Origin of the sequence: Streptomyces sp. NPDC002490, from assembly GCF_040296045.1 — a bacterium.
In the GTDB taxonomy this organism is placed as follows: Bacteria; Actinomycetota; Actinomycetes; order Streptomycetales; family Streptomycetaceae; genus Streptomyces.
In genome coordinates, this window is the sequence record NZ_JBEOWM010000104.1 from 1 (window position 1) to 7,069 (window position 7,069).

The 7,069-nt window shown below is 71.8% G+C and carries 5 protein-coding genes; 3 read left to right on the plus strand and 2 right to left on the minus strand.

Going from position 1 to position 7,069, the window contains the following annotated elements; translation table 11 throughout:
* Nucleotides 1–367 precede the first annotated feature (367 nt).
* Together ABT092_RS30580 and ABT092_RS30585 are read right to left on the minus strand one after the other, a co-directional pair.
* Entirely contained in the window at nt 368–1,582 is a 1,215-nt protein-coding gene (locus tag ABT092_RS30580; RefSeq protein WP_351249722.1) for an IS110 family RNA-guided transposase, read from the minus strand.
* A gap of 279 nt (nt 1,583–1,861) precedes the next feature.
* The gene (locus tag ABT092_RS30585; protein WP_351249724.1) at nt 1,862–3,055 is read right to left on the minus strand and encodes an RtcB family protein; all 1,194 of its coding nucleotides are present in this window, start codon (nt 3,053–3,055) and stop codon (nt 1,862–1,864) included.
* 216 nt (nt 3,056–3,271) lie between these two features.
* Here ABT092_RS30585 and ABT092_RS30590 point away from each other — a divergent pair, with 216 nt between their 5' ends.
* From ABT092_RS30590 to ABT092_RS30600, 3 genes are all read left to right on the plus strand, one after another.
* On the plus strand, nt 3,272–4,117 hold the full coding sequence (locus ABT092_RS30590) for a DUF3558 domain-containing protein (protein ID WP_351249726.1): 846 nt from the start codon (nt 3,272–3,274) through the stop codon (nt 4,115–4,117).
* Between the two features lie 122 nt (nt 4,118–4,239).
* Complete coding sequence (locus tag ABT092_RS30595; protein ID WP_351249728.1) at nt 4,240–5,094, plus strand: DUF3558 family protein; 855 nt, start codon at nt 4,240–4,242, stop codon at nt 5,092–5,094.
* A 252-nt stretch (nt 5,095–5,346) separates the two neighbouring features.
* Nucleotides 5,347–6,975 carry a DUF2637 domain-containing protein gene (locus ABT092_RS30600; RefSeq protein WP_351249730.1) on the plus strand — a complete coding sequence of 543 codons (1,629 nt, stop codon included), beginning with the start codon at nt 5,347–5,349 and terminating at the stop codon, nt 6,973–6,975.
* Nucleotides 6,976–7,069: the final 94 nt, after the last annotated feature.

The window sequence follows — 7,069 nt, forward strand, 5'->3', positions numbered from 1 at the left end:
GTCCGGGTTTTGGTGGGCGGGCCCGGCGCCCGGGTCCGGTATCCCGCCGGGTCGGTCGGGGGGGTGGTGGTGGGGTTTATGGGTGACGGGGGGCCCGCGGGGGTGGGGGGGCCGGGGGGGGCGGGGGGGGGGGGGGGGCCCGGCCGCACGGCTCCGGCGGCCACCACGGCCGACCGCATGCCGGCGCGCCTCGACGGCGGGCGCCGTCACGGTCCCGGGCGCCCGTCCCCGAGCGGCCGAAGCATGTCGAGAGCAGGCGGCGCCTTGTGCCCGGGGCACACGACGGGGGGCAACGAAGAGGGGCGGGAGGGTGCCTCTATGTCGTTCGTCAATCCCATGCTGTCGGTTTTGGGGGTGTCGGTCTCGTTCATGCGGTGAGGGTGACGGTGGGGGTTCGGGACTCGTAGAAGGTGCCGTCTCGGAGCATCGCGAACAGGACGCTGATGCGCTGGCGGGCGAGTCGCAGGAGGGCCTGGGTGTGGGTTTTGCCGCGGGCGCGTTGCTTGTCGTAGTAGGTCCGGGAGGCGGGATCGGCGTTCATGCAGGCGAAGGCGGACAGGAACATGGCCCGTTTGAGCTGCCGGTTTCCGCCTCGGGGTGCGTGTTCGCCATGGATCGAGGTTCCCGACGACTTCGTTGTCGGGGCCAGGCCGGCGTAGGAGGCGAGGTGGGCGGCGGTGGGGAAGCTGCTGCCGTCGCCGACGGTGGTCAACAGCACGGCTGCGGTCCTGACGCCGACTCCCGGCACCGAGGTCAGGACCTGGGAAAGAGGGTGGGCCTCCAGCAGGGTGCTGATCTGGGCTTCCAGCGCCCGGCGCTGTTCGTGGACAGCGCCGAGAGAGCGGGCCAGGGAGGGCACGACGGTGTCGAGGGTGCCGGTTCCGGGCACGATCACGGTCTGCTCGTCCAGGGCGTCGAAGACCTCGTCGGCCAGCCGGGCGGCCATGCGTGGGGCCCTGGGGCGGATGAGTTCGACGAGTCTGCGTCGGCCTGCCTTGCGCAGGGCGGCCGGGGATCCGTATCGCTCAAGGAGCCAGGTGACGGCCTGGTGGTCCAGACGCGGACCGAGGACGCGTTCGAGGCTGGGGTGGAACTGAGTGAGCAGGCCGCGTATCCGGTTGCTGGTGCGGGTGGCCTCGGCGGCAAGGTCCTGGTCGAAGCCGGTCAGGACGGTCAGCTCGGCGGTGATCTCGTCGGTCAGTTCCAGCGAGCGCAAGGTGTGGGGCAGGGTGCGGGCAGCGTCCGCGATCACCGCCGCGTCTCTGGCGTCTGTTTTCGCTTCGCCTGGGTAGAGATCGGCGATCCGCCGCATCGCCAGTCCGGGCAGGTAGGCAACCCGGCAGCCCGCATCCCGGGCAACGGCCAGGGGCAGAGCACCGATCGAGGCCGGCTGGTCCACGACCACCAGGACGGTGCCGAACTTCGCGGTCAGCTTGTCGAACACGGCCCGCAGTTTCGGCTCGCTGTTGGGCAGCTGCTTGTCGAAGACCTTCTTCCCGGCCGGAGTCAGCCCGTGCCCGTGATGGGCCGTCTTGCCGACGTCCAGGCCGAGGAACACGCCCACGTCATCGGTGTCGAACATCGCACCCTTCCCACAAGGGTTGGCAGTGCTGGCCTCGGCAGTGGTGTCGTGCGCGCGCATCCACGTTATGCAGACCTGCCGCCCGCGAGCTGTCCGGCATTGCGCCGGACCGGACGGTGGCCGGACCTCTCATTAGCGTCTGTGACGACACCTCCCGGGCCCGGTGATACCACCCCCCAGGTCATGCCTTCGACAGGGGGACACAGTCATGCCGGGCCCGGAGGCCAGCGGTCCCGTTGCAGGACCGCGAAAAAGATAACGGGGAGGGCCCCCACCCCGTCACCCCTTCACACAAACGACCTGCTTCAGCTTGGCCACCACCTGCACCAGGTCCTGCTGCTGCCCGATGACCTGCTCGATCGGCTTGTAGGCGCTGGGGATCTCGTCCACGACCCCGGCGTCCTTGCGGCACTCGACGCCCCGGGTCTGGTCCGCCAGGTCCTGCACGGAGAACCGCCGCTTGGCCGCGTTGCGGCTCATCCGGCGACCGGCGCCGTGCGAGGCGGAGTTGAACGACTTCTCGTTGCCGAGCCCGCGCACGATGTACGAGCCGGTGCCCATGGAGCCGGGGATGATGCCGTAGTCACCGGAGCCGGCGCGGATGGCGCCCTTGCGGGTGACCAGCAGGTCCATGCCGTCGTACCGCTCCTCGGCCACGTAGTTGTGGTGGCAGGAGATCTCCGGTTCGAAGGCGACCCTGGCCGCGCGGAACTCCTTGCGGACGACGTCCTTCAGCAGCGACATCATCAGCGCGCGGTTGTACTTGGCGTACTCCTGTGCCCAGAAGAGGTCGTTGCGGTAGGCGGCCATCTGCGGGGTGCCGGTGACGAAGACGGCGAGGTCGCGGTCGACGATGCCCTGGTTGTGCGGGAGCGACCGGGCGATGCCGATGTGGTGCTCGGCGAGTTCCTTGCCGATGTTGCGCGAGCCGGAGTGCAGCATCAGCCACACGGAGTCGTCGGTGGCGATGCACACCTCCACGAAGTGGTTGCCGCCGCCGAGCGTCCCCATCTGCTTGACCGCGCGTTCCTGACGGAAGTGCACCGCGTCGGCGATCCCCCCGAACCGGTTCCAGAATCCGTCCCACCCGGCGGTGGCGAACCCGTGGAAGCGGCCCGGGTCGACGGCCTCGTCGTGCATGGCGCGGCCGACCGGGATGGCCTCCTCGATCTTCGTCCGCAGTCGGGACAGGTCGCCGGGGAGGTCGCCGGCGGTCAGCGAGGTGCGGACGGCGGACATGCCGCAGCCGATGTCCACTCCGACCGCTGCGGGACACACGGCGTCCTGCATCGCGATGACCGAACCGACCGTGGCGCCCTTGCCGTAGTGGACGTCCGGCATCACGGCGAGACCCTTGATCCACGGCAGGGTGGCGACGTTCCGGAGCTGCTGCATCGCCCCGTCCTCCACCGTGGTCGGGTCGGCCCACATCCGGATGGGTACCTGGGCGCCCGGAACCTCCACGTACGACATAGCGTCCTCTTTCCCCCATAACCGATAAAAAAGTAGTGAAGCGCAAATAACCGGAGCCAAGGTCACGAAAAGGATGGTGGACCGGCGTTCACGGCCGTGCGTGCGATACACATTGTGTCGGCCGGTCCCTCCCTCACGGCAAGCGATTAAGCCTCCGCAGGGCCCGGCCGCGTTCCCGCGCCCCCGGCGCGCACCGGATCGAGAGGAGCCATCACCGTGCAGCGGAAGGCGTACCCGCCGGGCATCGCCGTGCTCCTCGCGGCGGCCCTGCTCACGGGCTGCACCAGCGGCGCCGACCCGGACGCCGAGCCCGCCGACGCCAAGCAGGGCGGCCCCGGGGCCACCGCGCCGGCCGCCGAACCGGGGCGCCACCGCACCCTGCCCGAGCCCTGCGGGGCCGTGGACCGCGACACGCTCGACTCGCTGCTGCCCGGCGTCAAGGAGCAGCCGGACGAGGAGCAGCGGGAGAAGGCGTACCAGGGCACGGCGACCGCCACCTACGACACCGACCGCAGGGTCGGTTGCCGTTGGAAGGCCGAGTCGGTCGACGCCACCCACCACCTGCTGGTCGACCTGGAACGGGTGGTGTCCTACGACGGCGAGGTCAGCGACGAGGACCGCGCCCAGGAGGTGTACGCGGTGAAGGAGGCCGAGGCGGACCTGCCCGCCCCGACCGCGAGCGTCTCCGAGGAGCCGTCCGGCTCCGCCTCCGCCTCGACGGCGCCCGCCGGCTCCGCCTCTCCGGACGCCACCGGGTCCACCGCCCCGTCCGAGGGGGCGTCGGGTTCGGGCGACCCGTCCGAGGGGGCGGATTCCGTCGAGGACCTGCTGCCCCGGGTGCTGGACGATCTCGGTGACAGCGCCTTCCTCGACGACGCGCTGACCTCCTCGGGCTCCGCCCAGCACCGGGAGGTGACTGTGGTGTTCCGCACGTCCAACGTGGTGGTGACCATCGGGTACGAGGCCCAACCGACCCTCTCCGGTGCGCAGCCCGACAGCAAGGAGATGCAGGACAGCGCGCGCACCCTGGCGTCCCGGTTGGTCGAGCGGCTCAGCGGGTGACCGGCGTCCCCGGTCGGCCGCTCCTTCCGCCACCGGCCCGCCCCTCACCCGTTCGGCGTACCGTGACCCTTCGGACCACGTCCCCGGGCCCACCGATCCACCGCGTCACGAGTGAAGGAACCATGCACCGACCAGCACAGCGACTCACCCGCATCCTCGTCTGCGCGGCCACCGCAACGGTGATCGTCGGCGCGGCCGGCTGCTCCTCCGACTCCGAGGGCGGCGACGCCAAGGAGGGCGGGCCCAGCGCCTCGGCCTCCTCCTCCACCGCGCCGAGCGCCTCCAGCGCGCCGCCGGCCGTGGAGAAGGCGAAGTTCTCGCGGCTGCCCAACGCCTGCGAGGCGCTGCCCAAGAAGGTCCGCGAGGACCTCGTCCCGAACGCCAAGTCCGGCAAGGCCGGTTCGTCGAACGAGGCGGACTCCCGCGGCACCTGCTCGTGGAGCAGCCTCGACAACAACGGGGTGGACGGCTCCCAGTTCCGTTGGCTGACCGTCTCGCTGCTGCGCCTGGACTCGGACCAGTCCCGTGGCTCCGGCGAGGAACTCGCCCGGGAGTACCTGACGAAGCAGGTGACGGACGCCAAGGCGACCGCGGGCGCGAAGAAGCTCACCGCGACCCCGCTGTCGGGGGCGGGCGACGAGGCGCAGACCATCGCCTACGACCTGAAGAAGAAGGAGGGCACCTTCAAGCAGCAGACGGTCGTGGCGCGGGTCGAGAACGTCGTGGTGACGGTGGACTACAACGGCGCCGGCCTCGCGGGGGACGCGACGCCCGGCGCGGACGCCCTCACCAAGGCGGCGCAGCGGGCGGCCAAGGAGGTGGTGTCCGCGGTCGTCGCCGCCAACGACACCGCGGCCGACGCCGCCGAGAAGGACCCGAAGGACGACAAGGGCACCGAGGACGGCAAGGACGCGAAGGACGACAAGGGCGACGCCGGTGAGGGCGCCGGCATGTCCATGTCCCCGTCGAAGTCCTGACCGGTCCGGGCCGACAGGTCCCTCCGAACGGCCCCCGCCGCGCCCGGCGGGGGCCGTCTCCGTCCGCGGGGCGAGCCCGTGGAGCGACGCGGGACGCCCCGCGGCGCCTGCTCCGACGACCGGTCGGCAGCAGTTCCACCAGCCCCTCACCCGCACCTCTGGGCACATGTGTGCGACTCTGTTGCGCGCAACGGCCGTTCTGCGGCAGAGCGAAGCGCAGCACACCCGGGTGGCGCAGGGAGGGGAACGACGGTGGCCCAGCCACTCAAGCTGACGCGGACCCACCGCATCCTCATCGGCGTGGTCATCGCCGGCGCGGTCGTCATCGCGGGCATCGGCTTCGCCGGCTCGTACGCCGCGGTGCGGGAACTCGCCCTCGCCAAGGGCTTCGGGAACTTCAGCTACGTGTTCCCCATCGGCATCGACGCGGGCATCTGCGTGCTGCTCGCGCTCGACCTGCTGCTGACCTGGATCCGCATACCGTTCCCGCTGTTGCGGCAGACGGCGTGGCTGCTGACGCTGGCGACGATCGCGTTCAACGGCGCCGCGGCCTGGCCGGACCCGCTGGGCGTGGGCATGCACTCGGTGATCCCGGTGCTGTTCGTGGTCTCGGTGGAGGCGGCGCGGCACGCCATCGGCCGGATCGCGGACATCACCGCCGACAAGCACATGGAGGGCGTGCGGCTGACCCGGTGGCTGCTGTCGCCGTTGCCGACGTTCCTGTTGTGGCGCCGGATGAAGCTGTGGGAGCTGCGGAGCTACGACCAGGTGATCCGGCTGGAACAGGACCGGTTGGTCTACCAGGCCCGGCTGCGTTCCCGGTTCGGGCGCGCATGGCGCCGCAAGGCCCCGGTGGAGTCGTTGATGCCGCTGCGGCTGGCCCGGTACGGGGTGCCGCTGGCCGAGACGGCGCCGGCGGGGCTCGCGGCGGCCGGCATCGAACCGGCCGTGCTGCCCGCCGCCGAGGTGACCCCGGGCGGGCCGGCCCTCCCGTCCGGTCCGTCCGAACCGGACGGCCGGTCCGGCGCGTCCGGCGCCCCGGTGCTCGAACGGGAGCCGGACCGTCAGCTCGCCGCGGCCCGCAGCGGCTCGGCCGCCCCGGCCGGCCCCGTGCGCCGGGCGCCCGGCGCGGACGCTGCCGAGGGGGGTGCGGGGCCGGAGGGCAGCCCGTGGTTCGCGTCCGGGCAGCAGCAGCCCTACGAGGGCGGTTACGACCCCTCCTACGCACCGGACGAGCAGTACGGACACTGGTGGTCGGAGGACCAGCAGGGGCGGCGGCACCCGGTCGGCGGGGGCCCCGGTCGGGCGGAACCGCCGGTGGACCCGTTCCCGGAGGAGGCGTGGCCGGAGGGTGCCCTACCGGCGCCGCGGAACGTTCCAAAGGACGCGGCGGCGTGGTCCGAACCGCCGCCCGGGTACGTCGTGCCCGAGCCTCCGCGGCCCGGGTTCCGGGTGCCGGCGGGGCCGAACCAGATGCGCCCGCTGGGTCACGGCACCGCTCCGGCCGACCGTGCGGCGGCCCCGGAGGGGCCGGTCGCCGAGGCCGTGGATCGTCCGGACGACCTGACGGAGCTTCCGGAGGTCCCGGAGGCCCCCGAGGCGGCCGACCCGGTGGTGCACGACCCGGCGGCGAACGACCGGCGCCGGCGGACGGAGCGGCGTGGTGGCGGGTTCCCGGAGGGCGTGTCCCGGGAGGACGCCTACTACCAGGTGTTCCGTCAACTGACCAAGGCCCAGGGCGGCATCCCGACCCCGGCGAGCTTCGGCACGGACCTCCGGGCCGCGTACGAGGTCGAGGAGAGCGACACCGCGTTGAAGCGCTACGTCAAGTCCTTCGGGGAGCGCCTCAACGCCGAGCTGACGGAGGACCACATCGCCTGAGAAAGTGTTGGGTAATTGATCAACTGCACGACGTGATCCCCTGGCGGTGATCTTCGTGGGTGGGTGTTCGCGAAGATCACCGGCATGTGTGTCT